This window comes from Pseudomonas sp. NY15364, assembly GCF_048068235.1.
Classification (GTDB): Bacteria; Pseudomonadota; Gammaproteobacteria; order Pseudomonadales; family Pseudomonadaceae; genus Aquipseudomonas; species Aquipseudomonas mendocina_D.
The window spans coordinates 71,456-95,809 of the sequence record NZ_JBLUPX010000003.1; the positions used below are offsets into that span (position 1 = coordinate 71,456).

The window sequence follows — 24,354 nt, forward strand, 5'->3', positions numbered from 1 at the left end:
GCTCACCAACAGGAGCCGATATGACACCCGAACAACAACGCCGCCAAAGCCAACTGGCCTTCGCCGCCAGCCGCGCCGAACTGGAGGTGGGCTCGCTCGCCGGTTGCCCGCTGCCCCTCGAACACCTGCTGACCACCCGCCCCGGCAGCCCCTGGGTACGTCGCCACTTCGCCGGTGGGCTGACCGCCGAGGTCTACCAGCTGGAGGCCAGCGGCCGCCTGTGGACCCTCAAGCGCGCACGCCACCCGTGCAAGGTGCGCAACCCCGACGGCCAGACCTCCTTTCTCAACGAAGTGCAGCGCCGCGGCGAACTGCAGGCGCTCAAGCGCCAGGCGGACTGGCACGAGGCCCTGGCCGGCATCGTCGAGACCCGTTACGCCAGCTACCGCCACGGCCTGCTGCTGTCGCCCTGGATCGCAGGCGAGGCGATCGGCGAATGGGACGAGCGGCGCCTGCTGCAGCTGTTCGATACGCTGCTGGCGCTACTGCAGCTGGGCTTCTTCGAGTGGGACCTGTGCCCGGGCAACCTGCTCGACGACGGCTGCATCCGCTTGTTCGACTTCGGCTATATGTACCGCTTCGACCCGCTGCGCGCGTGCAACAGCAACGGGCTGCTGACCCCGCAGCACCACGGCGCCGAGCGCTTCGAAACGCGCTGCTACTACGCCCACCTGCTGCACCTGGAACGCGAGCGCGGACAGAGCGCCGCGCTGGCCGCGCTGGAACTGGAAAAGCGCATCGCCCTGGAGTGCTACCGGCGCCTGCGCAGCCATCTGGCTGGACGCGGCGCCAGCGCCACGGTACTGGCCTGGCTGCAACGCATCATCGACCAGTGGCAGGACGCGCTGGGCGGCGGCCTCGACGGCCTGTACCTGCGCGAGGCCTGGCGCTCGCACCTGAGCGATCTGGAGGACGACCTCGGCGGCCAGACCTGCACGCCGCTGACCCTGCAGCGCATCGCCTGGCTGCAACGCTGCCTGGACGAATGCGGCGCCCAGCTGCGGCGCCTGGAACTGCTCGAAGGCCGCACCCCGGACGCCTGGCGCGCCGAGCTGGAACAGGCGCTGCAGCAGGCGCATGAGTGGCAGGTTGGTGAATAGGCAGAGCTAGCAGGCCGTTGAAAAACGTAGGCGAGGCAGCCAATGCAAGGCAAAAATAGGCGAAAAAGCGGAGTTTACGAGCTGTAAATGAGCATTTTGATCGGACTCGCGCACGAGCCTGTTTTTAACGCAGCAGTAGCAACGCAGATAGTTTTTCAACAGCCTGCTAGGCGGCCCCGCGCGCCCCCTACAAAGGCCTGCCGTGTTCTCAGGGTGCGCCGCGGAGCACCGCGGCCTCGGCGGCTCTTTCTGCATACCCCATCCAGCGGCGACAACTCGACCGGACCGGGAATAGGCGCCGGCCTGGCAGATCGGCGTTTATCCCTGGTGCGCACGGCGCACCCTAGGGCTCGCCGCACCATATCCGCAGACTTACATATCGGCGTATCGGCACCATCGTAGGGTGCGCCGTGCGCACCGAGCTTGCGCGGTCACTCGCCGAACGCTCTCTCATCCTCCGCCACCCCGCCCCAATCCGCCGGATACACGCCTTCGCGCAGCAGGCACCGATCGCTCAGGTCAGGTAGCGGGCGCACAGCGCCTGCTGCTCGGCCACCATGGCCGCCTGGCGCTCGCTGCTCTCGGTGATACCGACGATGCGCTGCATGTTGTCCTCGGCCACCGCGTGGATGTCGTGCATGCTGCGCGTCACGTCTTCGGCAGCCAGGCGCTGCTGGGCGGTGGCCTGGCTGATCTGCCGCGACATGCCGGCGATGGCGCCGACCTGCTCGTGGATCCGCTGCATCGCCTGATCGGCCTCGCCGACCTGGGCCAGGTTGGCCTGCATGTGCTGGCGGCTCAGCTCCAGCGACTGTACCGCCGCCTGGATGCCCTGCAGCAGACCGTCGATATGCGACTGGATCTCGCCGGTGGAGCTGGCCGTGCGCAAGGCCAGGCTGCGCACCTCGTCGGCGACCACGGCGAAGCCGCGGCCCTGCTCGCCGGCACGCGCCGCCTCGATGGCCGCGTTGAGGGCCAGCAGGTTGGTCTGCTCGGCGATGCTGCGGATCACCGCGAGGATCTGGCCGATGCGCTGCCCGCCGACCTCGACCTCGGCGATCTCGGCCACGCTGCCCTGCAGCTGCTGCGCTAGCGCCCGGGTGCTGCGGATGGTGCCGGCCATGATCTGGCTGCCGCTGTCGACGCAGGCGCCGACGCTGTCGACCCGCCGCGCGGTCTGCTCGGCATGCACCGCCACCTCGGCGAAGCTCGATTCCATCTGGGTCAGGCTGGCGGCCAGCGCACCGATGCTCGAGCGCTGCCGATCCAGGCCCTGGCGCGCCTCGGCGCAGGAATCGGCATTGCCACGGGCGATGGCGTCCTGCTGATCGGCGGCGCGGCCCAGCTGCGCCAGGGCGTCGCGTAGGTTGCCGGCGACCCGATTGACGTCCGCCGCGACCCGGCCGAACTCGTCTGCCCGCTGGTAATCGCAGCGGCCGCGCAGATCGCCCTCGGCCAACCGGTTCAGCGCGCCGGACACCGCTCCCAGCGCCCGGCGCATGGTGCGGCTGAGCCAAACGCCCATGCTCAGGGCGATGCCGAGCGACAGCGCGGCCAGCCACAGCAGGCGATCGAAGCCGCGCCGATAGGTCAGGCGCGCCTGTTCGAGCTGCGCCCGGGCGTCGCGCTCGCTCGCCTCGATCAGTTGCCCGACCTGCTCGCCCACCTGCGCCTGCAACGCCTGCAGCTGGCGCTTGCGCTCCTGGTTAGCCTGCTTGTCGGCGAGCCAGCCGGCGTACTGGGCCAGCGCGCCCTGGCCGTCGAGCAGCAGGTTGCGCTTGATCTCGGCGAACTCGCTCCGATAGGTATGCACATAGTCGGTGCGACTGTCCTGGTGGGGCAGTAGGTCGTCCAGCACCCGCCCCAGCTTGTCATGCAGATTGGGCAGGCGTTCCCTGACCTTGGCCTCGGCCTGCTGCAGGCGCTGCGGCGAGGCGCTGCCGACCGCATCGAAGACCAGTGCCTCGACCTGCTCCAGCGGAATGATGAACTGCTTGAGCGAGTAGGCGACGTAGTCGTCCTTGGTGACCGCCTGCACCCTGAGCAGGTCCTGCTTGAAGCGCGACAGTTGCAGCTGCAGGTTGCGCAGCGTCACCGCAGTGCGCTCGACCCGCGCCAGCACCTGGCGCTGCGCCTCCAGCAGTTCGCGGCTCTGCGCGTCCAGCTGCGGCAGCAACTGCCCCAGCCGCACCAGCTCGGCCTGTTCGGCGCCGTTCCCCAGGGTCCGCATGACGTCCAGGCGGGCGTCGACCCGTTCGGCATGCTGCCCATGCGCGGTGGCGAAGGCCTCGAGTTCCTCGGCGCGTTCGGCGCCGAGGGCATCGGACAGGTTCTGGGTCAGGCCCTGCAGGGCACTGAAGAAGCTCTGGCTGGCCTGCAGCCGCGCGGCGCTGTGGGCGATGCGTTCGCCCGAGCCCTGCAGCTCGCCGATGGCGCTCAGGCTGCTGCCGCCGAGCAGCACCAGCAGCAGGGCCAGCGCCGCGATCAGCAGGTACAGCCGCGGCAGGAAGCCGACCTTGAAGGCGGTCAGCCGGTTTACAAGAGGGGACAACATCGATCTCTCCTGTCGATAGAGACCGGGCCGCCGGGAACGGCGCGGCGGCCCGGCAGACTCAGAAGCCGCCGCTGGTGGTGGCCCCGGCCGTAACCGTCAGGCTATTGTTGCCTCCCGGCTGCCAGGTCTTGACCTGCGCCGGGTCGCTCTCGTTACGGATGATGCATTTCCACTCCAGCTGCTGGCCGGCCGGCAGGGCGATGCTGCCCTTCCAGGTCGGGTAGGCGCTGGTGTCGCTCAGGCGCACGGCGCCGGCCGCGCTCCAGTTGCCCAGCTGGGCGACGTTACCCACCACATAGACGCTGTCGCCCCACTGGGTCACGCCGTTGTCGCAGCGGAAGTTGACGCTGACCAGCTCGCCCTGATCTTCATCGTCACCCTGGCCGCTGCGCCAGATACGGATCGCGCCGTTGTCGGCGTTGAGCGCCTCGGTGAAGTCGCCGCTGGCCACCTGGCCGGGCGAGTCCAGGTTGGAGTCCAGGGCGATCAGCAATTGCTGCTGGCTGCCGCCGACCGTCGCCACCAGGCCGGAATAACCCGAATGGAACTGGATCGCCGAGGCGGCCTTGACCCCGGCGGCGCGGCGGATCTGGATCAGCTGGCGGATGAAGTCGCCATGGCCCCAGTCATACATGTGCGGCCAGTACACCACCGGCGTACCCGGGCTGCTGAGGATGTAGGCATAGGCCTGCTTGAGCCGCGCATCCGGCAGCGGCCAGTGGTGCTGGCCGCCGTGCGGGCCAGGCGAGTAGCCGGTGTCGTGGTTGTCGACGAAGGTCACCGCCACCTCGCGCCAGCGCGCATCGGGGTTGCCGTTGAGGCCGTGGCGCCAGTCGGCGATGCCGCCGTTCTGCATGCGCTCCTTGAGGGCGAAGTCGAACACCGTGCACTTGGCGCGATCGGACCAGTCCTTGAGAATCTGCTGCCAGCTGGCGCCGTTGCGCCAGTCCCAGCTCGGGTACTCGCCCGGCGCCTTCCACAGCTCGCCGAGGCAGAAGCCGTTGTCGTGGGCATCGCTCATCCAGTTGGCGACCCGCTCGCCGGCGTAGCCGCGGACGAAGTCGAAGCGAAAGCCCCCGGCGCCATACTGGCTGCGCAGCCTGGCGAACTCGTCGCGGAACATCGCGTAGTTCTGCGGGTGGCCGGTATTGAGGTCGGCGTCGCCGCCCATGAAGCGGTCGCCGTCGTCGCAGTCGTTGGCGTAGTTGCCCGGGTCATTGCAGTCGTGGCGCCACAGCCCCTGTCCGGCCGGCAGGTTGATCTCTTTGTCCGGGTAGCCGCGGTTCATGTGGTTGGGCACCACGTCGTAGATGGGTTTGACCCCGGCCGCGTTGAGCGCGCTGGCGGCCTGCCTGAGCAGGCTGTCGCTGCCATAGCGGCCGTTCTTGTTGAAGTCGTGCCAGAAGTAGCCTTCGCCACCGCCCGAGGTGCCGTTGCCGGGGTCGCTCCAGCTGGAGAAGTCGCGCCAGGGCACCGGCATCCAGATCGCACTGAAGCCGTCGGCGGCCAGGGTCGGCGCCATGCTGGCCAACGTCGCGTACCAGTTGCTCGAGGTCCGCACGGTATTCCAGTGAAAGCCCTGGAGGATGATTTCGTCGCCGCCGTGGTAGCGCACGCCGCTGGCGGTCTTGCCCGGCGCGTCCGCCGCCCTGACCAGGTTGCCCCAGGGGTAGGCGAGCGGGACCATGGCCAGCACCAGGCCGGCCATTCGCAGGTATCGGTTCATCTTGAAGCTCCGTTCTTGTCATTGTTGTGAGCATCCGACTACGGGGGACAGCCCCCGGATGGACTGATCGGAGCACCGCGCGGGCGACCCGATCACGGCAGCCTGCCGCGCCTGGCCGCGCCGCCAAACCTCCCCCGCGCACTTTCTGCAGGCGTAGGGCGCAGGCGTAGAAATTCCGCCTGCCAGCCATACCCCCGCCGCTTCGCTACGCCCTGCCGCTCCGCCTCGAAAAAAGCGCCCCGGGGAGGATGTCGTGGCGCCTTGCCTTGCCCGACTCTTGCCCGCAGCGCCACCGGGCCGACTGCCTGCCCTGTCGCGCCCAGTCAGTCCGACACCGAATCCAACAAGAAAGAAGGACCCACGATGAATACCAAGCAACCCGCCCAGCTGCTGCGTCCCAGCGCCCTGTTCGCCGCCATGCTGCTGGCCACCCCGGCCCTGGCACTGGACTTCCATGGCTACATGCGTTCCGGCATCGGCGCCACCGCCGGCGGCGGCGACCAGGCCTGCTTCCAGGCGGCCGGCGCACCGGCCAAGTACCGCCTCGGCAACGAATGCGAGACCTATGCCGAGATCGGTCTCGGCCACGAGGTCTGGAAGGAAGGCGAGCAGAGCTTCTATCTCGACAGCATGATCGCCTACAAGTCGGATCAGGCTAACGACTGGGAAGCCACCGACAGCGAAGGCGGAAGTGCCTTCAACAACGGCACCAGCTCGATCCGCCAGTTCAACGTGCAGGCCAAGAACTTCCTGCCGGCCCTGCCCGGCGCCACCCTGTGGGCCGGCAAGCGCTACTACAAGCGCAACGACGTGCACATCAACGATTACTACTACTGGGACGTCTCCGGCCCCGGCGCCGGTATCGAGGACATCGACCTGGGCTTCGCCAAGGCGCACGTGGCCTGGATGCGCAACAACGATGGCGACTACGTCTACGAAGGCACCGGCACCGGTACCAACGTGGCCAACGACACCCTCGACCTGCGCCTGACCGACATCGACTTCAACACCGACGCCAAGCTGGAGCTCGGCTACGACTATGGCAAGGCCAACCTGAGCGACCTCCAGGAGAAGGACCCCGGCTACACCAACCAGAAGGGTCATCTGGTCACCGTACAGCACATCCAGGGCAACTGGTTCGGCGGCTTCAACAAGCTCGCCCTGCAGTACGGCACCGACGGCATCATCGGCAGCACCGGGCGCAACAGCACCGGCAACAGCGACGGCAAGATGTTCCGTCTGGTCAACCAGGGCGTGGTCGGCCTGACCGACAACATCGAGATGATGTACGTGCAGATCTACGAGGATAAGGACTTCGACAACGACTCGGGGCAGACCTGGACCTCGTTCGGCGTGCGCCCGGTGTACAAGTGGACCAACACCATGAGCACCGCGCTGGAGTTCGGCTACGACCATATCGACCCGCAGGCCAAGGGCGAGAAGTCCCGCGACCTGAAGAAAGTCACCCTGGCCCAGCAGTGGTCGGCCGGCCGCAGCTTCTGGGCACGTCCGCAGATCCGTGTGTTCGCCACCTACGCCATGTGGGACGGCGGCAAGTACAACGCCGCCAGCGAATCCATCGATGCCGGCGACGACAACGGCCTCACCTTTGGCGTCCAGGCTGAAGCCTGGTGGTAAGCAGTCGGGCATCCGTTGCATCCGGCTGCCCAGCAATACCGTAACGCTGCTCCTGTGGTCCTTGCCCCGGTTCTGCAATAGGCCGGGGCCTTTTACCAGGCGTGACATAAAAAGAGGAATAACCCATGCCACCGTTCAAGATCGCCAGCCTCGCGCTGCTCACCGTTCTGCTAACCGGCTGCGCCAGCGAGCCGCTGCGCCGCATCGATGCCCTGAGCAGTAGTCTGGCCCCTTTGCAGACCTCCGCCGGCAGCGCCGAACAGGCCCTGGCCGCCGCGTCATCCTGCTGCGCCTCGCTGCGCGAGCTGCCCTACCAGCCGATCCCGGTGAACTTCAGCGGCGAGGTGCGCATCGACACCAGCGCGCCCGCCTTCGCCTTCGACAGCGGCAAGAGTTTTTTCCGCGCCTTCCAGCTGCCGGCCTCGAGCAAGTCGTTCGAGATCCGCCTGTACAGCCAGGCCGGCGACACGGTGCTGGCGCCCAATGCCATGCTGCTCGACAGCCGGTTCCGCGTCACCCGCCTGCTCGGCGCCGAGGATTTCGTCTACGCCCCGGCTTCCGGCTTCAAGGGCGACAGCCTGGACGCGCGCCTGCGCGTCGACCGCCTGTACCCGGACAACCCCGGCAACGAACACTACCTGGTGCTCTACACCAGCGAGGCGCAGATGCGCGGCCAGACCGTCATCGAGCACCCGGCCAAGGCCTTCGCCCGCGCCCTCGGCAACGAGGCGCCGAACATTCCCGACCCGGTGGCCCAGCATGCGCCGGTGGGGGTGATCAAGATGGTGCTGATCGAGGACCAAGTGGCCGGCCAGCAGGCCAACAGCTACGTGCCGCCGTTCAGCATCGGCCGCGAGATGGGCAACCAGCTGCCCAGCGTGCCGGCCCCGGCCGTGCTGCCGGAAACCCAGGCCTACTACCGCCAGGGCATCGACGCCGCGCTGGCGAGCAAGGACCTCGAACGCGCCCTGCGCCTGGCCGACGAAGCGGGCCGGGTCGGCGACGACAGCGCCAAGGCCTACCTGCTCGAACGCATCCAGATCCGCTGAAACGATCGTCCCGGGGTGACCCGGCCGGCGTCAATGCCGTAGCCGTAGGAGCCCCGCCCCGGGGCGAAGCTGTGCTGGCTCCGGGTTGCCGTCCCGCGCATTCGCCGCGGGGCGCGGCTCCTACAGAGGCGGGCAGGCTTGACGACTGACCGCCCAACCAGAGGTCGATATGAGAACAACAATAAGGCTCGCGACACTGATTCTGCTGTGCACCGCCCCCTGGCCAGCCCTGGCCTTCGAGAAGAACGTGCTGACCGTCTGGATCGGCCAGGACAAGGGCTTCAACGGCCTCGCCGAGATCGGCCAGCGCTTCACCGCCGACAGCGGCATGCCGGTCAGGGTCGCCACCCCGGACGACCTCGCCGTCCAGTACGACAAGTTCGCCGCCACCACCAAGGGCCCGGATATCGTCATCTTCGCCCATGATCGCTTCGGCTCGTGGATCAACAACGGCCTGCTCGAGCCGCTCCAGCCCAGCGCAGAGGCCCTGCAGCGCGCCCCCGGCTTCGCCTGGGAAGCGCTGACCGTGGGTACCCAGCGTTTCGGCTATCCCCTGGCCACCGAGGTGGTCAGCCTGCTCTACAACCGCGAGTTGGTTGCCAGCGCGCCGCGCAGCCTCGCCGAGGTCACCGCACTGGACCGGCGCCTGCGCACGCAGGGCAAGCGCGCCATCGCCTGGGACTACAACAACCTGTACTTCTCCTGGCCGATCATCGCCGGTGCCGGCGGCTACAGCCTGCACAAGCAGAGCGGCATCTACGACCTGGCCGATGTCGGCGTCGCCACCCCTGGCGCCATCACCGGCATGCAAGCGCTCAAGCAACTGCTCGACGACGGCGTGCTGGAACCCGGCGACGATTACGCCAGCGCCCTGGACGGCTTCAAGCAGGGCCGCATCGCCATGATCGTCAACGGCCCCTGGGTGTGGAACGAGCTGCGCGACGCCGGACTCGACTTCGCCATCGACTATGTACCGGGCATCGACGACGCGCGCCGGGGCAGGCCCTTCGTCGGCATCCTCGCCGCCGCGATCAACGCCAACAGCCCGCACAAGACGCAGGCACAGCGCTTTGTCGAGAACTACCTGAGCAGCGCCGAGGGCCTGCACAGCCTCAACGCCGACAAACCGCTGGGCGCGGTGGCCAACCACGAGGTCATGGCCGCGCTGCGCCACGACCCGCTGATCGAACACACTTACGAGTCCGCCGCCAGCGGCGAGATCATGCCGGACATCCCGGAGATGAAGCGCTTCTGGGCTCTGTTCAGCTCTCGTCTGGGCGCCATGTTCAAGGGCGAGAAGCCGATCGCCGCCACCCTGGAAGAGATCGCCCAACGCCTGCGCGCCGCCGGCGAGGTGCAGGCCTGGCGCCGTCGCCACTACCCGACTGCCGACTCCGCGGCGGGGCCATCCTGAGCGACCCCACTCTCCAATCCCCTCCAGGGAAATTCGGGCGGCCTCGGCCGCTCTTTTTTTTGGCGATCCCGGGCCGGGTTCAAGGCTGCCGGCTCTGCTGGTGCGTATGGCACAGCCTGCGCTCGTGCGCCGCAATCGCGCTCTATTAGCGGCTGAGCAATGCCTGCGGCTGCCTCCCCAGACGCGCCGGTATGGTGTCACTCGTTGCATCTTCTCTTTCGAATATTCCGGCTTGTCTACCTTCGGCACGGCTGATCCAGCCCACGCCGATTGCGGGGGATATCGGCGGGTTTCAAATATACGGATACCTGCATATGTTATGGCCCGACATTCAACCCGCGGACGCCGTCATGGCCGAACTGCTGACCCCCACCACCGTCTTCAAGTGCCTGGCCGACGACACCCGGGTGCGCCTGATGCTGCTGATCGCCCGCGAGGAGGAGCTGTGCGTCTGCGAACTGACCTGCGCCCTCGGCGAGAACCAGCCCAAGGTCTCGCGCCACCTGGCCCAGCTGCGCAGCGGCGGCCTGCTGGCCGACCGCCGCCAGGGCCAGTGGGTCTACTACCGCCTGCACCCGCACCTGCCGGACTGGGTGATCGCCGTGCTCGACGCCACGCTGGCGGCCAACAGCCACTGGCTGAACCCGGACAGCAAGCGCCTGGCCGCCATGGGCGAGCGCCCGCAACGCAGCGCCGCCTGCTGCTGAATTTCCCACCTGCTGAACGAGGCCAAGGCCATGAGCATCAAAGTCGGTATCAACGGATTCGCCCGCCTGGCCCTGCGCGCCGCCTGGGACTGGCCGGAACTCGAGTTCGTACGGATCAACGACCCGGCCGGCGACGCCGCCACCCACGCCCACCTGCTCAACTTCGACTCGGTGCACGAGGCCGGCAGCGACGGCGACTGCGTGGTAGTCGGCGGCCAACGCATCGCCGTCACCGCGAACAAGGCCATGTTCCTCAACGTTGCGCACAGCCTAGGCGGCCCCGCGACACCCTACTGGATAACCTTATGCACGCCCTCGCCCGGCTCACCCCCGAAGTGCGCCAGTACCTGCTGGTCACCGGCAACTACTGGGCCTTCACCCTCACCGACGGCGCGCTGCGCATGCTGGTGGTGCTGCACTTCCACAGCCTGGGCTATACGCCGCTGGCCATCGCCGCGTTGTTCCTGTTCTACGAGATCTTCGGCGTCGTCACCAACCTGCTGGGCGGCTGGCTCGGTGCACGCATCGGCCTGAACCGCACCATGAACCTGGGGCTGGCGCTGCAGGTGCTCGCCCTGCTGATGCTGACGGTGCCGGCGGCCATGCTCACGGTGCCCTGGGTAATGGGCGCGCAGGCACTGTCCGGCATCGCCAAGGATCTCAACAAGATGAGCGCCAAAAGCGCGATCAAGCTGCTGGTGCCGGACAGCCGGCAAGGCACGCTGTATCGCTGGGTGGCGCTGCTGACCGGCTCGAAGAACGCGCTCAAGGGCGTCGGCTTCTTCCTTGGCGGCGCCCTGCTCGGCCTGCTCGGCTTCGCCGGCGCGGTGCTGGCCATGGCCCTGGCGCTGCTGAAGCAGGACCTGGGCAGGGCCAAGGCCAAGCCCAAGTTCCGCGACCTGCTGTCCAAGAGCCGGGCGATCAATATCCTCTCGGCCGCCCGCCTGTTTCTGTTCGGCGCGCGCGACCTGTGGTTCGTGGTGGCCCTGCCGGTGTACCTGGCCACTGTGTTCGGCTGGGACTTCTGGTGGGTCGGCGGCTTCCTCGCCGTCTGGATCATCGGCTATGGCATCGTCCAGAGCCTGGCCCGGCGATCACCGGCAAGCGCAGCGGCCAGGTGCCGGACGGCCGCGCCGCCTGCGTCTGGGCCGCGCTGCTGGCCGGCCTGCCGGCAGCCATCGCCCTCGGCCTGGACCGCCCCCTGCCGGCACAGACGGTGCTGATCGGCGGCCTGCTGGCGTTCGGCGCGCTGTTCGCGGTCAACTCCTCGCTGCACAGCTACCTGATCGTCAGCTACGCCCAGGAAGACGGCGTGTCGCTGGACGTAGGCTTCTATTACATGTCCAACGCGCTGGGCCGGCTGCTCGGCACCCTGCTCTCGGGCTGGGTGTTCCAGGGCTGGGGCCTGGCGGCCTGCCTGTGGCTGTCGAGCGCCTTCGTGCTGCTGGCGGCGCTGATCTCGCTGGGCCTGCCGCGCCATCGCGCCTAGCGGGTCAGGGCGCGCGCATACCCCGCGCCGCCTCGGCCAGATAGAACCAGGTCGGCGCATCCAGCTGCAGCTCGGCGCCGGCCAGGGCCTCCTCGATGCGCGACTCGCGCAGGCTGCCGAGAATCGGCACCGGGCGTCCCGGCAGGCGCCGCAGCCAGGCCAGGGCAACCTGCAGCGGGGTTGCCTGCAGCGCCGCCGCCACCTCCTCCAGCGCCTGCTGCAGCGCCGGGGCGAAACGGCCTCCGGCCAGAGGCGACCAGGCCAGCACCTGCAGACCGTCGGCCTGCAGCGCCTGCAGACGACCGTCCCACACCGCCTGCTGGGCGGCGAGCGACAGCTCGATCTGGTTGCAGCGCAGCGGCAACTCGCGCCCCAGCACCTGCCAGTGCAGCGGCTCGGCGTTGGACAGGCCGATCCAGCCGACCTTGCCGGCCTCAACCAACGCCTGCAGCGCCCGCGCCACTTCCTCGACCTGCAGCAGCGGATCGGGACGATGCAGCAGGAAGCCGTGCAGCTGCTCGACGCCCAGGCGCTGCAGCGAGGCCTCCACCGCCCGGGTCAGGTAGCGGGCGCTGCTGTCGTAGTGCTTGACCCGCCAGCGCGAAACGTCCTGCGCCGCCGGCACTATGTCGGCCTTGCTGATCAGCTGCAGGCGCTGGCGCAGCGCCGGACGCAGGCGCAGGGCGGCGCCGAAGCGCGCCTCGCACTCGCCCAGGCCGTAGATATCGGCGTGGTCGAAGCCGTTGAGGCCACGCTCGATGCAACGCTCGATAAAGCCGAGCAGCGCCTGCGGCGTGGCCAGTTCGGCACACTCGAGCAGGCGCATCATGCCCAGCAGCAGCGGCTGCTGGAGCGCGAATGTGGTCATAAGGGGATTCCAGGGAATCGGTGGTGCGCTCGGCGCACCCCAGGAAATAGTGGCGGAGCGGGTGCGCCGTGCGCACCAACCGGGTCGGTGGCGGCGCGTGACGATTGACCGTGGCCCGATCTAGCCAGCGCCGCCGCCCTATCAATCCAGCAGCTGCAAGGCCTCGGCGCTGCACTGCCGGATACGCGCCCAGTCGCCCTGCTCGACCCACTCACGCTGGAACATCCAGGTGCCGCCAACGCACATCACGTTGGGCTGGGCCATATAGCGCTGCAGGTTGTCCGGGCCAATGCCGCCGGTGGGGCAGAAACGCACGCCGCCGAACGGGCCGGCCAGCGCCTTGAGCGCGGCGACGCCGCCGCACACCTCGGCCGGGAACAGCTTGAAGCGGCGATAGCCGAGGGCGTAGCCGACCATCAGCTCGGAGGCGCTGCTCACGCCCGGCAGCAGCGGTACCGGGGCGTCCAGGGCGGCCAGCAGCAGCTCGCGGGTGCTGCCCGGGGTGACGATGAACTGGGCGCCGGCCTCGATGGCGGCGGCCAGCATTTGCTCGTCGAGCACGGTGCCGGCACCGACGCACAGCTCGGGGCGCTCGGCGCGCAGGCGACGAATCGCCTCCAGGCCGTGCTCGGAGCGCAGGGTCACCTCCAGCACGCGCAGGCCACCGGCCGCCAGCGCGTCGGCCAGCGGCAGGATGTCCGCCTCGCGGGCGATGGTGATCACCGGCATGATCCGCGCCTGAGCGCAGATGCGGTCGATCTCGGCGATGTGTTCGGCCATGCGCGCGCGCTGGCCTTCGTTGGGGCTGGTCATGTCAGGGGCACCAATAGATTTCGAGAGGGGAATGCAGGAAGGCGCGGATCGGCATGCTCGCCACCTCGCCGGGCGCCAGCGCCTCGGCCAGGGTGGCCAGCTTGGCCTGGCCGTGGATCGCCAGCAGCGGCAGGCGCGCGCCGGCCAGCAGCGGCAGGGTCAGGGTCAGGCGCTGCGCCGGCTGGCTCGGCGCCTGCATCGGCAGCACCCGGCGCGGGCAGTCGGCGCGCAGCGCCTGGTCGAGATTGGGACTGTCCGGGAACAGCGAGGCGGTGTGGCCGTCGTCGCCCATGCCCAGTACCAGCACGTCGATCGGCGGCAATTCGGCAAAGGCCGCATCGGCCAGCTCCGCCGCCTGCTCCAGGCTGCCGGCAACCCGGTACAGGCCGAGGAACTGCGCCTCGGAGGCCGCGCCACGCAGCAGATGACGACGCACCAGCGCCTCGTTGCTGCTGGCGTGGTTGACCGGCACCCAGCGCTCGTCGGCCAGGCTCACCAGCACCTGCGCCCAGGGCAGCGCCTGCTGCGCCAGGGCCTCGAAGAAGGCCACCGGGCTGCGCCCGCCGGACACCACCAGGGTGGCGCTGCTACGGTTGTCGATGGCCTGGCGCAGGGCGTCGGCCACGCGCAGGGCCAGGGCATCGGCATGCGCCTCTGCGCTGACATCGCTACGGGCAATCACACCCGTGGGCAGTTCAAGGTCAGAGATCGCCATACCAGCTCCTCCCGTCACGAGTGATCAGTGCCACCGAGGCCATCGGGCCCCAGCTACCGGCGGTATAGGGTTTCGGCGCCTCGCCGAGCTGCTTCCAGCCGGCGATCAGCTGGTCGCACCACTGCCAGGCGTATTCGATTTCGTCCTTGCGCACGAACAGGTTCTGGTTGCCGCGCATCACTTCCAGCAGCAGACGTTCGTAGGCATCGGGAATCCGCGCGCTGCGGTAGGTATCGGAGAAGCTCAGCTGCAGCGGGCCGCTGCGCAGCTGCATGCCCTTATCCAGGCCCTGATCCTTGGTCAGCACCTGCAGGGCGATGCCCTCGTCCGGCTGCAGGCGGATGATCAGCTTGTTGCCGATCAGCTGGCGCTGCTCAGGGGCGAAGATGTAGTGCGGCGGCGCCTTGAAGTGGATGACGATCTGCGACAGCTTCTGCGGCATGCGCTTGCCGGTGCGCAGATAGAAGGGCACGCCGGCCCAGCGCCAGTTGCGGATGTCGGCACGCAGGGCGACGAAGGTTTCGGTGTCGCTCTGGGTGTTGGAATTCTCTTCCTCCAGATAGCCCGGTACCGGCCGTCCATCGCTGCTGCCAGCGACGTACTGGCCACGCACCACGCGCTGGCCGAGCTGCTCGACGCTGATCGGCTCCAGCGCCTTGAGCACCTTGACCTTCTCATCGCGAATGCTGTCGGCGGACAGGTCGCTGGGCGGGTCCATGGCGATCAGGCAAAGCAGCTGCAGCAGGTGGTTCTGGATCATGTCGCGCAGTTGCCCGGCCTGATCGAAGTAGCCCCAGCGCCCCTCGATACCGACCTTCTCGGCCACGGTGATTTCCACGTGGGAGATGTGGTTCTGGTTCCACTGGGTTTCGAACAGGCTGTTGGCAAAACGCAGGGCAATCAGGTTCTGCACCGTCTCCTTGCCCAAGTAATGGTCGATGCGATAGACGCGGTTCTCCGGGAACACCCGCGCCACCGCGTCGTTGACCGCACGCGAGGATGCCAGGTCGTGGCCGATCGGTTTCTCCAGCACCACCCGCGTGCCCTCGGCCAGCCCGACGGCGGCCAGGTTGGCGCAGATGCCGCCATACACCGATGCCGGGGTGGCGAAGTAGGCGACCAGCTGGTCCTGTGCGCCGGCCAGCTCGGCCAGGGCCAGGTAGTCCTCGGCCTGAAGAAAATCCATGGTCAGGTAGTGCAGGCGCGCCTGGAAACGCGCCAGCGCGCCCTCCTCCAGCTCCTTGGCCGGCACGTACAGGCGCAGGGCCTGCTCGATGGCGGTCAGATGGCGCTGTGGCTCGCCGGCTTCGCGGGCCAAGGCGAGGATGCGGGAGTCGTCGTGCAGTAAACCGGCGCGATCGAGCTGGTAAAGCGCGGGAAACAGCTTGCGCAGAGCCAGATCGCCGAGGGCGCCGAACAGGGCAAAGGTACAGGATTCGAGCTTTATCGCGGCCATGATGTTTGTTCTTCTATCAAGATGCGCTAGAAATACCGGGTAACAGCGGTTAAATCAAGAACAAATGTTGTAATAACAACAACATTTTTCCAAAACCTACGCAGAGGTGGTGACGAGCGGGTGTCACCAGTAGGATAGGCCAGCCTTCTTTACCGCCAATCTGAGGACTTCCCATGGACCGCGTGCGCAATCTGCTGGAACAGATCCAGAGCCGCCTCGACGACCTGAACAAGGCCGAACGCAAGGTCGCCGAGGTGATCCTGCACGATCCGCAGCAGGCCACCCGCTTCAGCATCGCGGCACTGGCCCAGGCCGCCGGGGTCAGCGAGCCGACGGTCAACCGCTTCTGCCGCTCGTTCGGCGCCAACGGCTACCCCGAGCTGAAGATGCAGCTGGCGCAGAGCCTGGCCAGCGGCGCCGCCTACGTCAGCCGCGCGGTGGCCGCCGACGACGGCCCCGAGGCCTACACGCGGAAGATCTTCGGCAGCACCATCGCCTCGCTAGATACCGCCTGCCAGAGCCTCGATGCGCAGCTGGTCAGCCGCGCCGTCGACCTGTTGATCCAGGCGCGGCAGATCCACTTCTTCGGCCTCGGCGCCTCGGCCTCGGTGGCGCTGGACGCGCAGCACAAGTTCTTCCGCTTCAACCTGGCGGTGTCGGCGCATTCCGACGTGCTGATGCAGCGCATGATCGCCTCGGTGGCGCACACCGGCGATCTGTTCGTGATCATTTCCTACACCGGGCGCACCCGCGAACTGGTGGAGGTGGCACGCCTGGCGCGGGAGAACGGCGCCTCAGTGCTCGGCCTGACCGCCGCCGGCTCGCCGCTGGCCAAGGCCAGCACCCTGAGCCTGGACATTCCATTGCCGGAAGACACCGACATCTACATGCCGATGACCTCGCGCATCATCCAGCTCACCGTACTCGACGTACTCGCCACCGGCGTCACCCTGCGCCGCGGCGTCGACTTCCAGCCACACCTGCGCAAGATCAAGGAAAGCCTCAGCGCCAGCCGTTACCCGGCGGATGAAGAGCCGCTGTAAGGCATCTTGCGGGAGCCAGCCTGCTGACGATCCGTCGTATCGGCACGCTCCGAAAAAGCATCGCCGGCAAGCCGGCGCCTAGCGTTCTGCTGCACTGCTGGCTAAATACTGTCGTGGCTCGACCAGGCAAATAGCGACGCTTCTGGTAGGCTTGCCGGCTTTTCCGAACCTGCCAGGAAATCCGTCATGCAAGCTCTGATTGCCCTCAGCCGTTTTATCGGCAACACCTTCGCCATCTGGGTGTTGCTGTTCGCCGTCATGGCCTTCTTCCAGCCCAGCTGGTTCCTGCCGCTGACCGCCTGGATCGTGCCGCTGCTCGGTCTGATCATGTTCGGCATGGGCTTGACGCTCAAGGGCGCGGACTTCCAGGAAGTCGCCCGCCGCCCGCTGGCCGTGCTGCTTGGCGTACTGGCTCAGTTCATCATCATGCCCTGCACCGCCTGGCTGCTGTGCCAGGCGTTCGCGCTGCCGCCGGAAATCGCCGTGGGCGTGATTCTGGTCGGCTGCTGTCCGGGCGGCACCGCCTCCAACGTGATCACCTGGTTCGCCCGTGGCGACCTGGCGCTGTCGGTCTCTATCACCGCCGTCACTACCCTGCTCGCCCCGCTGGTCACCCCGGCGCTGATCTGGATGCTAGCCTCGGAATGGCTGCCAGTGTCGTTCAGCGCCATGTTCATCTCCATCCTCAAGATGGTGCTGCTGCCCATCGCCCTGGGCCTGATCGCCCAGCGCCTGCTCGGCGAACGGGTGAAGACCGCGGTTGAGGTACTGCCGCTGATTTCCGTGGTGAGCATCGTCGCCATCGTCGCTGCGGTCGTCGCCGCCAGCCAGGGCAAGATCGCCGAATCCGGCCTGCTGATCATGGCCGTGGTGATCCTGCACAACGGCATCGGCCTGGGCCTGGGTTACCTGGCCGGGCGCCTGTTCGGCATGTCGCTGGCGCAGCGCAAGACGCTGTCGATCGAAGTCGGCATGCAGAACTCCGGCCTCGGCGCCGCGTTGGCCAGCGCGCACTTCAGCCCACTGGCCGCCGTGCCCAGCGCCCTGTTCAGCGTCTGGCACAACCTGTCCGGCCCATTGCTGGCGACTTTTTACCGCCGCATGGGCCAGAACGCCAAGCACAGCACAGACTGACTCAATACCTCGCACCAATCCGGGGCACCTTGCCCCAGATACGCCAATATGCACAATATTGGCGCACGCGAGGACGACCTCCGCACCCTGAGCTCAGGGTGGCTCATCCGGGGGACGGCCCCTTCAGCCACTGGAGGTGACCATGTCCTGGATCATTCTGTTTCTCGCCGGCCTGTTCGAGGTCGGCTGGGCCATCGGCCTGAAATACACCGAAGGCTTCACCCGCCCCTTGCCAACGGCGCTGACCGTCTGCGCGATGCTGGTCAGCCTCGGCCTGCTCGGTCTGGCCATGAAGGAACTGCCGTTAGGCACCGCCTACGCCATCTGGACCGGCGTAGGGGCGGTGGGCACGGTGATCGCCGGCATCATCCTGTTCGGCGAGTCGATGGCGCTGCTGCGCCTGGCCAGCGTGGCGCTGATCGTCTGCGGGTTGATCGGGCTCAAGTTGAGCCACTGAGAAAGCCGGGATTCAGCCATGTGGGAGGGGCTTTAGCCGCGATGCTGCAAGGATGCAGGAGATAGAGCGAAGCAGGATGCTCGAGCCGAAAGCCCCTCCCACACGCCCCCTCGCTATCGCCAATCCCCACGCAAGGCCGCCACCTGCGCCTGCAACGCCTCGCGCCTGGCCTGCTCTGGCGCAATCGGCGCTCCCGCCACCAGGCACACCCGCGACCACAGGCGCTTGAACAGCCCTTTGTGCGGGGCGCGACTGAAGAAGCTGCCCCACAAGCCTTGCAGCGCCATGGGGATCACCGGCACCGGATTTTCTTCGAGGATGCGCTCGACCCCGGCCTTGAACTCGTCGATCTCGCCATCCCCGGTCAGTTTGCCCTCGGGGAAGATGCACACCAGCTCGCCATTGCGCAGGTACTCGGCGATCTTCTTGAACGCAGCGTCGTAGATCAGCAGATCCTCGTTGCGCCCGGCAATCGGCACGGTGCCGGCGGTGCGGAAGACGAAGTTGAGCACCGGCAGATCGTAGATCTTGTAGTACATGACGAAGCGCACCGGCCGGCGGATGGCGCCACCGATCAGCAGCGCATCGACGAACGATACGTGGTTGCACACCAGCACCGCTGCCCCTTCATCAGGGATCACGTCCAGCCCCTTGTGCTCGACGCGGTACATCGAATGCCCCAGCAGCCAGATGAGAAAACGCATGCTGAATTCGGGGACGATCTTGAAGATGTAGCTGTTGACCGCGATGTTCATCAGCGACACCACCAAGAACAGCTGCGGAATCGACAGCCCGGCGACGCTCAGGAACAGGATCGCGGCAATGGCCGACGCCACCATGAACAGCGCATTGAGGATGTTGTTCGCCGCGATCACCCGCGCGCGCTCATGCTCGGCGGTGCGCGACTGGATCAGCGCGTACAGCGGCACGATGTAGAAGCCGCCGAACAGACCGATGCCGAGGATGCAGCCGAGAATCCACCAGGCCTGGCCATGGCCCAGCAGCGCCAGCCAGTCATGCGGCGCAGCACCTTCGGGGAAACCACCGGAGAACCACCAGAGCAGGATGCCGAACAGGGTCAGGCCGATGGAGCCGAACGGCACCAGGCCAATCTCCACCTTGTGCCCGCTCATGCGCTCGCAGAGCATCGAGCCCAGGCCGATGCCCAGCGAGAACACGGTGAGAATCAGCGTCACCACGCTCTCGTCGCCGTACAACCACTCCTTGGCGTAGGCCGGAATCTGCGTCAGGTAGATCGCGCCGAGAAACCAGAACCAGGAGTTGCCCACCAGCGAGCGCGACACCGCCGGGCGCTGCCCCAGGCCGAGCTTGAGGATGGCCCAGGACTGGCGAAAGATATTCCAGTCCAGCGGCAGCCCCGGCATTGCCGCCGACGCCTTGGGAATGCCCAGGCTGGCCAGATAGCCGAGCAGCGCCACACCGACCACCGAACCGGCGACGATGGGCGCATAGCTGCTGCTGGCCATCATGATGCCGGCGCCAATGGTGCCGGCGAGAATCGCCAGGAAAGTGCCCATTTCCACCAGGGCGTTGCCACCCACCAGCTCCTCTTCCTTCAGGTGCTGCGGCAGGATCGAATACTTGACCGGACCGAATAGCGCCGACTGCGTGCCCATGGCGAACAGCACGGCGAGCATCAGCGGCAGGTTGTCCAGCAGCACACCGGCGGCGCCGGCGAGCATGATGCCGATCTCGGCGAACTTGATCTTGCGGATCAGCGAGTCCTTGGCGAATTTCTCGCCGAACTGCCCGCCGAGGGCGGAGAACAGAAAGAACGGCAGGATGAACAACAAGGCGCAGAGGTTGACCAGCAGATCGCGGTCGGCCCCCGTATTGAGCTTGAAGAGGATGGCGAGAATCAGCGACTGCTTGAAGATGTTGTCGTTGAAGGCGCCGAGCAATTGCGTCACGAAAAACGGCAGGAAGCGCTTCTTGCCGAGCAGGGCGAATTGCGATTGTTGGGTCATCGTCCATGGTCCTCGCGGGAGTCGGTTTTTGCCCGCACAGGCATTTGACTGCAAATCGCCCCACGAAAGCCACAGGGCAAATGCGAACGCCTTGGCGGTTCCCTCCTTCGTGGAAGGGCTTTCGGCTCGGGCATCCTGCTTCGCTCTACCTCCTGCATCCATGCAGTCGTAGCCGCGATGTTTTCGCCGCTGAAGCGCCTCCTACAACGCGCGCGCCACTGAACGCGGCGCAAAAAAAACGGCAGCCCAATCGGGCTACCGTTCTCGAACTCGGAGAAAACGTCAGTGCCCTCGCACTGACTACAACCTCACCTGCACTCCCTGGGGGAATGCCAGCGCAGTCTGACAAAAGCCAGGCACAGCGTCCGTTTAGCTTTGTTAACTGCCTGCAAAGAAATGTAAACGGCGGATGACTGCACGGTCCACGGCGCGGCACAATCGCGCCCATGAATGCCTACCACCCCGCCTGCTGCAGCCCCCTCGACGACCACGACCCGCTCCCGCGCCCGCTTGCAGGCGCGCAGTTGATCAGCACGCGCTTCGACCCTGCCCTGCTCGCCGAAGACGACCTTACCCGCTGCGGCATTCCCCCCGTGCGCGGCGTCGCCAAGCGCCAGGCCGAATACCTGGCCGGACGCCTGTGCGCACGCGAAGCGCTACGCCGCGTGAGCGGCCGGGCCAGCGTACCGGCGGTGGGCGAGGACCGCGCCCCGCAATGGCCACATGGCGTGGTCGGCTCCATCACCCACGGCGACAACTGGGCCGCAGCGCTGGTCGCAGCAGACAGCCGATGGAGAGGCCTGGGCCTGGATGTAGAGCGCCTGTTACCGGCCGAACGCGCCCAGCGTCTGCAGGGCGAAATCCTCACCGCCGCCGAACTGCGGGGCCTGCAGGGCCTGGATGAAGAAAGCCGCGCCGCGCGCATCAGCCTGACCTTCTCGCTCAAGGAAAGCCTGTTCAAGGCGCTGTACCCGCTGACCCTGACGCGCTTCTACTTCCATGACGCCGAGCTGCTGGACATCGATCAGCACAGCGCGCGCCTGCGCCTGCTGATCGACCTGCACCCGGACTGGCGTGAAGGTGCCGAGCTGGATGGCCAGTTCGTGCTGTTCGATAACAAGGTGCTGAGCCTGGTGGCCGTGGCGGCGTGATCAAGCGCCCCGACGTACATTGATAAGCCGGTGCGCGCGGCGCACCCTTCAAAGCCGGCGGCGGTCACGACGTAGCCCGGATTTCATGCTGGCTGGATAGAGCTATCGCGGCTGAAGCCGCTCCCACGGGACCTGTGAGCCTCTGTAGGAGCGGCTTCAGCCGCGATGCTTTTGGCCGCGCTCAATCGCCCCGGATTGCATTCGGGCTACAGCGCAGGCAAAAAATCGGTGCGCACAGCGCACCAGGCCCAACACGCAATCGCGCCCTACTCCCCCTGCCGCCGCGGCCATACCAGGCTGAAACGCGCGCCGCCGAGACTTTCGCTACGCCCGATCTGCGCGCGGCCGCCGTGCCAGTAGATGATCCTACGCACGATCGACAGGCCCAGCCCGTGCCCGCCGGACGCCCGCGTGCGGCTGTCATCGAGACGCAAGAACGGACTGAACAGACGCTCCCAGGCCTCTTCCGGTACGCCCGGCCCGTCGTCTTCGACATCGATGCGGCAACGCTTGTAGCCGACCTGGCAACTGATCGACACCCTGCCTTCGGCATAACGCATGGCGTTGCTCACCAGGTTCTGCAGGGCGCGATGCAGGTAACGCGGCTCGGCTTCGACCCAGCAGGCACCGTCAGACTGCACGCTGAGCACCGCACCGCATTCCACATGCACCTTGTTGCTCAGCGGCGCCAGCTCGTCGATCACCTGGTCGATCAGCGCCCTGAGCTCCACCTGCTGGAAATTCAAAGCCGGCGAACCCTGCTCCAGGCGCGCGTAGGTCAGCATCTCGTCGACCAGCTTGTCGAGGTCCTGGATATCGCTGTCCATGCCATCCATGTACTTGCGTCGGGCACTTTCGTTGGGTGCGTCGGCGATCATCTCCAGGCCGAAGCGCAACCGCGCCACCGGCGTGCGCAACTCGTGGGACACCGCCCGCACCAGCTCACGCTGCGTGCTCAGGGACGTCTGCAGGTGCTCGGCCATGGCGTTGAAGCTGCTGGCCAGGCGCCCCACCGAGTCCGCGCCGCGCGTCGGCACGCGCGCATCCAGGCGGCCGCTGGCGATATGCGTAGCCGCGCTTTCCAGCGCACGCAGGCGCTGCTCCAGCGAGCGCACCAGTAGATAGACGATCAAACCGATCAGGCTCAGGCCCAGCGCGCCGATCAGCACCAGCAACTGCGGCGGATAGGGGTTCATCTGGTACAGCGGGCCGATTTCCAGCACCCAGGGCGTATCGACGATGCCGGAAAACACATAGATGGAGTCACCCCCCTTGCCCAGCGCCATCACCGTATCGCCCTCATCGATACGCCGCCGCTGGTCGAGGTCGATGGTGGCGTCCTCCAGGCGTACCAGTTGCAGGTTGAAGCCGAACTGCTTGGCTGCCTTCAGCTCGGCCAGGCGCTGCGGCTGTTCCTCCACCGGGTAACGGATCAGTTCGTCGATCAGCAGGTAGTTGGTAGCCCGCGCCAGTTGCTCGCTGATCTGCTGAATCTCACCGGTCAGCAGCAACGGCTGCTTGCCGTCGAGCAGGCCATAGACCTTGGCCGAATGCGGGCCAGTCTGCTGCACCAGCACGTGGCCACGCTGCAGGCGGTTGCGCTCGCTGCTCTCCAGCGGCACGTCGCTCAGGGCCTGCAGCTCCAGCGGAATGCCAAGCAGGCGCGACCACACCACCAGGGCGCGCTTGCGCTCCACCTCGTTCATCGGCAGCAGGTTGTCCGCCATCAGGCGGAAGGTGCCGCGCGCCAGGCCTTCGCGGTACTGGTCGCCGCGCACCTCGTTGACCAGATGCAGCGTACCGACGCCCAGCAGCGCCACCAGCACCAGCGCGGCGAGCATGCCGCCATAGATGCGCAGGAAGATGGAATTCATGGCCGCCCGATCAATCACGCAGGATCGGCGGCGCATCACCGAACGGCAGCGCTTCGGCGGCCTCGGCGACGAACAGGTAGCCCTTGCTGCGCACCGTCTTGATCATCCGCGGATGCATCGGGTCATCGCCGATCTTCGGGCGAATGCGCGAAATGCGCACGTCGATGGAGCGGTCCTGGCCGTCGTACTCGATACCGCGCAGGGAATTGAAAATCTCCTCGCGCGACAGGATGCGCCCGGCATTGGCCGCCAGCAGCCAGAGCAGATCGAACTCGGCGCTGGTCAGCTCGATGCCCTGCTCGCCCAGCCAGGCCTCGCGCATGGCGCTGTCGATAGCCAGCGCACCAAACTGAAGACGTCGCGGTTGACCTTCATCACGCTCGCTTTCGCTGCCCTCACGGCGGCGCAGCAGCGCACGAATGCGCGCCAGTAGCACGCGCGGGCGCACCGGCTTGCACACGTAGTCGTCGGCGCCCATCTCCAGGCCCAACACCTGGTCCATGTCGTCGGTACGCGCGGTGAGCATCAGGATCGGCCCCTTATAACCGCTGCGTACCTTGCGGCAGATGCTCAGACCGTCTTCACCCGGCAGCATCAGGTCGAGAATCACCAGGTGCGGCTGTTCGGCGAGAATCCGCGCCGCCGCACGCGCACCATCGGCTTCGATGGACACACGCAGGCCGTTGCCCTCCAGATACTCGCGGGTCAACTGCGCCAAGCGCTGGTCATCCTCGACGATCAGAATCTGCCACGCTTCTTGTTCCACACCCATTCCCCTTCGCATAGCGGCAAGCGCCGCAAACACCGTCGCCATTCTAGGGGCTGAGCGCGTCCCGGTGCGAGCGGCAAACCAGCGCCCAGACCTGGCGCCGGGTTAAGCACAGCACATGCCAAAAGCACTATATATAGTGGTAGTCTGTGCGCCGCCGAACAGCTTCGCCAACTCGCTGAAATCCTTCCTCCAGGGGCGACGAACGGTCATTAGCAGCCAGAGCCAGAGACCATGCGGGCTACGCCGCTGAGACCCACAAGACACCCACATCTTATCCACAGGTTGTTCTTTTCCTAGCGCCTTGCAATGCCTCCAACAGCGCACTATCTTGTATCCCCATCGCGCGGCACCCACCAGATATTGGGTTGACGCAAAAAGCCGGATACAAAAAGAACGAATCGCGCAA

General features: G+C 66.9%; 18 protein-coding genes and 3 pseudogenes. 11 read left to right on the forward strand and 10 right to left on the reverse strand.

The features are described 5' to 3' along the window. Nucleotides 1-20: 20 nt before the first annotated feature. Nucleotides 21-1,100, forward strand: a complete 1,080-nt coding sequence (locus tag ACNFCJ_RS03860) for a hypothetical protein (protein ID WP_416769881.1) — start codon at nucleotides 21-23, stop codon at nucleotides 1,098-1,100. 514 nt (nucleotides 1,101-1,614) lie between these two features. On the opposite strand, the gene ACNFCJ_RS03865 is transcribed toward ACNFCJ_RS03860, so the two are convergent. The 3 genes and pseudogenes from ACNFCJ_RS03865 to ACNFCJ_RS03875 form a co-directional block, all read right to left on the reverse strand. Next, on the reverse strand, nucleotides 1,615-2,319 hold the full coding sequence (locus ACNFCJ_RS03865; protein WP_375709500.1) for a methyl-accepting chemotaxis protein: 705 nt from the start codon (nucleotides 2,317-2,319) through the stop codon (nucleotides 1,615-1,617). Nucleotides 2,320-2,469: 150 nt separating this feature from the next. Then, a pseudogene (locus tag ACNFCJ_RS03870) lies at nucleotides 2,470-3,654 on the reverse strand (HAMP domain-containing protein); the annotation flags it as partial. A 58-nt stretch (nucleotides 3,655-3,712) separates the two neighbouring features. Continuing rightward, nucleotides 3,713-5,380, reverse strand: coding sequence for a glucan 1,4-alpha-maltotetraohydrolase domain-containing protein (locus tag ACNFCJ_RS03875; RefSeq protein ID WP_416769883.1), 1,668 nt, complete (start codon nucleotides 5,378-5,380; stop codon nucleotides 3,713-3,715). A 363-nt stretch (nucleotides 5,381-5,743) separates the two neighbouring features. Here ACNFCJ_RS03875 and ACNFCJ_RS03880 point away from each other — a divergent pair, with 363 nt between their 5' ends. From ACNFCJ_RS03880 to arsJ, 6 genes and pseudogenes are all read left to right on the forward strand, one after another. After that, on the forward strand, nucleotides 5,744-7,018 hold the full coding sequence (locus ACNFCJ_RS03880) for a maltoporin (RefSeq protein WP_416769884.1): 1,275 nt from the start codon (nucleotides 5,744-5,746) through the stop codon (nucleotides 7,016-7,018). 125 nt (nucleotides 7,019-7,143) lie between these two features. Beyond that, a complete protein-coding gene (locus ACNFCJ_RS03885; RefSeq protein ID WP_416769886.1) occupies nucleotides 7,144-8,067 on the forward strand; it encodes a MalM family protein in 924 nt (307 codons plus the stop codon). A gap of 169 nt (nucleotides 8,068-8,236) precedes the next feature. Beyond that, the gene (gene malE / locus ACNFCJ_RS03890; RefSeq protein ID WP_416769888.1) at nucleotides 8,237-9,481 is read left to right on the forward strand and encodes a maltose/maltodextrin ABC transporter substrate-binding protein MalE; all 1,245 of its coding nucleotides are present in this window, start codon (nucleotides 8,237-8,239) and stop codon (nucleotides 9,479-9,481) included. A gap of 350 nt (nucleotides 9,482-9,831) precedes the next feature. Continuing rightward, nucleotides 9,832-10,188 (forward strand): metalloregulator ArsR/SmtB family transcription factor, encoded by a 357-nt coding sequence (locus ACNFCJ_RS03895; protein WP_125881647.1) that lies wholly within the window; start codon nucleotides 9,832-9,834, stop codon nucleotides 10,186-10,188. 30 nt (nucleotides 10,189-10,218) lie between these two features. Then, nucleotides 10,219-10,437 (forward strand): annotated as a pseudogene (locus ACNFCJ_RS03900) (glyceraldehyde 3-phosphate dehydrogenase NAD-binding domain-containing protein); the annotation flags it as partial. 56 nt (nucleotides 10,438-10,493) lie between these two features. Then, a pseudogene (arsJ, locus tag ACNFCJ_RS03905) lies at nucleotides 10,494-11,677 on the forward strand (organoarsenical effux MFS transporter ArsJ). Between the two features lie 4 nt (nucleotides 11,678-11,681). On the opposite strand, the gene ACNFCJ_RS03910 reads toward arsJ, so the two are convergent. The 4 genes from ACNFCJ_RS03910 to zwf form a co-directional block, all read right to left on the reverse strand. Continuing rightward, entirely contained in the window at nucleotides 11,682-12,545 is an 864-nt protein-coding gene (locus ACNFCJ_RS03910; protein WP_416769890.1) for an aldo/keto reductase, read from the reverse strand. A 141-nt stretch (nucleotides 12,546-12,686) separates the two neighbouring features. After that, on the reverse strand, nucleotides 12,687-13,358 hold the full coding sequence (locus ACNFCJ_RS03915) for a bifunctional 4-hydroxy-2-oxoglutarate aldolase/2-dehydro-3-deoxy-phosphogluconate aldolase (RefSeq protein WP_125881643.1): 672 nt from the start codon (nucleotides 13,356-13,358) through the stop codon (nucleotides 12,687-12,689). 1 nt (nucleotide 13,359) lies between these two features. Then, on the reverse strand, nucleotides 13,360-14,073 hold the full coding sequence (pgl, locus tag ACNFCJ_RS03920) for a 6-phosphogluconolactonase (protein ID WP_416769892.1): 714 nt from the start codon (nucleotides 14,071-14,073) through the stop codon (nucleotides 13,360-13,362). Then, on the reverse strand, nucleotides 14,060-15,529 hold the full coding sequence (zwf, locus tag ACNFCJ_RS03925; RefSeq protein WP_416769893.1) for a glucose-6-phosphate dehydrogenase: 1,470 nt from the start codon (nucleotides 15,527-15,529) through the stop codon (nucleotides 14,060-14,062). The genes pgl and zwf overlap by 14 nt, the downstream gene beginning before the upstream one ends. A 182-nt stretch (nucleotides 15,530-15,711) precedes the next feature. On the opposite strand from zwf, the gene ACNFCJ_RS03930 reads away from it, so the two are divergent. The 3 genes from ACNFCJ_RS03930 (at nucleotide 15,712) to sugE (ending at nucleotide 18,163) form a co-directional block, all read left to right on the forward strand. Then, nucleotides 15,712-16,572 (forward strand): MurR/RpiR family transcriptional regulator, encoded by an 861-nt coding sequence (locus ACNFCJ_RS03930; RefSeq protein WP_416770096.1) that lies wholly within the window; start codon nucleotides 15,712-15,714, stop codon nucleotides 16,570-16,572. 186 nt (nucleotides 16,573-16,758) lie between these two features. After that, nucleotides 16,759-17,706, forward strand: coding sequence for a bile acid:sodium symporter family protein (locus tag ACNFCJ_RS03935; protein ID WP_179574129.1), 948 nt, complete (start codon nucleotides 16,759-16,761; stop codon nucleotides 17,704-17,706). 142 nt (nucleotides 17,707-17,848) lie between these two features. Beyond that, entirely contained in the window at nucleotides 17,849-18,163 is a 315-nt protein-coding gene (sugE, locus tag ACNFCJ_RS03940; RefSeq protein ID WP_017362132.1) for a quaternary ammonium compound efflux SMR transporter SugE, read from the forward strand. A gap of 113 nt (nucleotides 18,164-18,276) precedes the next feature. On the opposite strand, the gene ACNFCJ_RS03945 is transcribed toward sugE, so the two are convergent. Further along, complete coding sequence (locus tag ACNFCJ_RS03945) at nucleotides 18,277-20,151, reverse strand: MFS transporter (protein ID WP_416769895.1); 1,875 nt, start codon at nucleotides 20,149-20,151, stop codon at nucleotides 18,277-18,279. A gap of 446 nt (nucleotides 20,152-20,597) precedes the next feature. Here ACNFCJ_RS03945 and ACNFCJ_RS03950 point away from each other — a divergent pair, with 446 nt between their 5' ends. Beyond that, complete coding sequence (locus ACNFCJ_RS03950) at nucleotides 20,598-21,302, forward strand: 4'-phosphopantetheinyl transferase family protein (protein ID WP_041769532.1); 705 nt, start codon at nucleotides 20,598-20,600, stop codon at nucleotides 21,300-21,302. A gap of 266 nt (nucleotides 21,303-21,568) precedes the next feature. Here ACNFCJ_RS03950 and ACNFCJ_RS03955 read toward each other — a convergent pair whose 3' ends face one another. Beyond that, nucleotides 21,569-23,176, reverse strand: a complete 1,608-nt coding sequence (locus ACNFCJ_RS03955) for an ATP-binding protein (protein WP_416769896.1) — start codon at nucleotides 23,174-23,176, stop codon at nucleotides 21,569-21,571. 10 nt (nucleotides 23,177-23,186) lie between these two features. Beyond that, on the reverse strand, nucleotides 23,187-23,942 hold the full coding sequence (locus ACNFCJ_RS03960; RefSeq protein ID WP_106735505.1) for a winged helix-turn-helix domain-containing protein: 756 nt from the start codon (nucleotides 23,940-23,942) through the stop codon (nucleotides 23,187-23,189). Nucleotides 23,943-24,354: the final 412 nt, after the last annotated feature.